Annotated in this window: 1 protein-coding gene; it reads left to right on the top strand. The window is 41.9% G+C overall.

All coding sequences use genetic code 11. The annotated features are described in order from the left end of the window. Nucleotides 1–34 precede the first annotated feature (34 nt). Nucleotides 35–1,297, top strand: a complete 1,263-nt coding sequence (gene ltrA / locus MWU65_RS17420) for a group II intron reverse transcriptase/maturase (RefSeq protein ID WP_247079955.1) — start codon at nt 35–37, stop codon at nt 1,295–1,297. Nucleotides 1,298–1,366: the final 69 nt, after the last annotated feature.

Below are 1,366 nucleotides of genomic sequence, written 5' to 3' on the forward strand. Positions count from 1 at the left end.
TGATTAAGCGAGACAGCAAGTCAATTTAGTAGTAATGATTAAAGAATTAACAAGTAAAAGGAATCTAAACGACGCCTATGAGCGTGTGTATCGTAACAAGGGCTCAGCAGGAATGGACAACGTTCATATAACTGAACTAAAATCTATATTGCAAAGCCAAGGTAAGCGATATATCGAGCAAATAGAAAGAGAGACCTTTCAGGTGTCTCCAATATTGGGTGTTGAAATACCAAAAAGCAACGGGAAGAAGCGATTACTCGGTATTCCCACAGTTGTTGATAGGGTGTTCCAGCAAGCATTACATCAAGTTCTGCAACCCATATTCGAGCCAGACTTTCAACAGCACAGCTATGGATTCAGACCAGAGCGCAACGCCCATCAGGCAATTGCACAAAGCCTCGAAAATATCAATTCTGGCTTTAAGGATATAGTGGACATAGATTTAAAGAGTTTCTTTGATGAAGTGGAACATCATATTCTTTTAGAATTGATTTACAAAAAGGTAAAGTGCAGACCAACGATGAAGCTACTGCGCTCATTCCTTAAAGCCCCGATACTGACGGGCGGTAAACTGCACAAACGGAAAAAGGGCGTTCCGCAAGGGTCGCCCCTAAGTCCGTTGCTTTCCAATATCCTGCTTAATGAGTTGGATAAAGAATTGGAGAAACGAGGACACCGTTATGTAAGATACGCCGACGATTTCAGTATCTATGTCAAGAGTAAAAAGTCAGCGAAACGAGTAGGTAACGGTATCTTCAAGTTTCTGCGCGACAAACTCCGACTGCCTATAAACAGGGAGAAAAGTGGCATACGTAAACCTTTAAGTTTCCAAGTATTAGGGTTTGGTTTTGTACCGACCTACAAGAAAGGCGAAAAAGGCAGATATCAACTCGTGGTAAAACCGTCCAAATGGAAAGAGTTTAAGGAAAAGCTTAAATACCTGACCAAAAAGACGATACCGGCAAGTTTTGAAGAACGTATAGACCGTATCAATCTGTTGATACGTGGTTGGGTAAATTACTTTAGACCGGCATCCATTCAAGCAAAACTTAAAAAGCTGGAAGAGTGGTTAAGAAACCGATTACGGTATTGCATATGGCATCATTGGAAGAAACCAGAGCGGAAACGGAAAAACCTGATTCGCTTAGGAATTGACCAAGACCATGCCTATGCGTGGAGTCGTACAAGAATGGGAGGCTGGGCAGTAGCTCAAAGTCCTATTTTACGGACTACCATTACCATAAAACGGTTAAAGAAGAAAGGTTATGTTAGTTTAATCGAATACTACAAACGATAAGTTCCATTATCGAACCGCCGTATACGAGACCCGTATGTGCGGTGGTGTGAGGGGTGCACTCCGTCATTT

It is taken from the genome of Cellulophaga sp. F20128, assembly GCF_023015805.1.
Taxonomy (GTDB): domain Bacteria; phylum Bacteroidota; class Bacteroidia; order Flavobacteriales; family Flavobacteriaceae; genus Cellulophaga.

Excerpts from the sequence above, each read along its gene's own strand:
- ltrA (WP_247079955.1), top strand. The coding sequence starts at position 35 with ATGATTAAAGAATTAACAAGTAAAAGGAATCTAAACGACGCCTATGAG.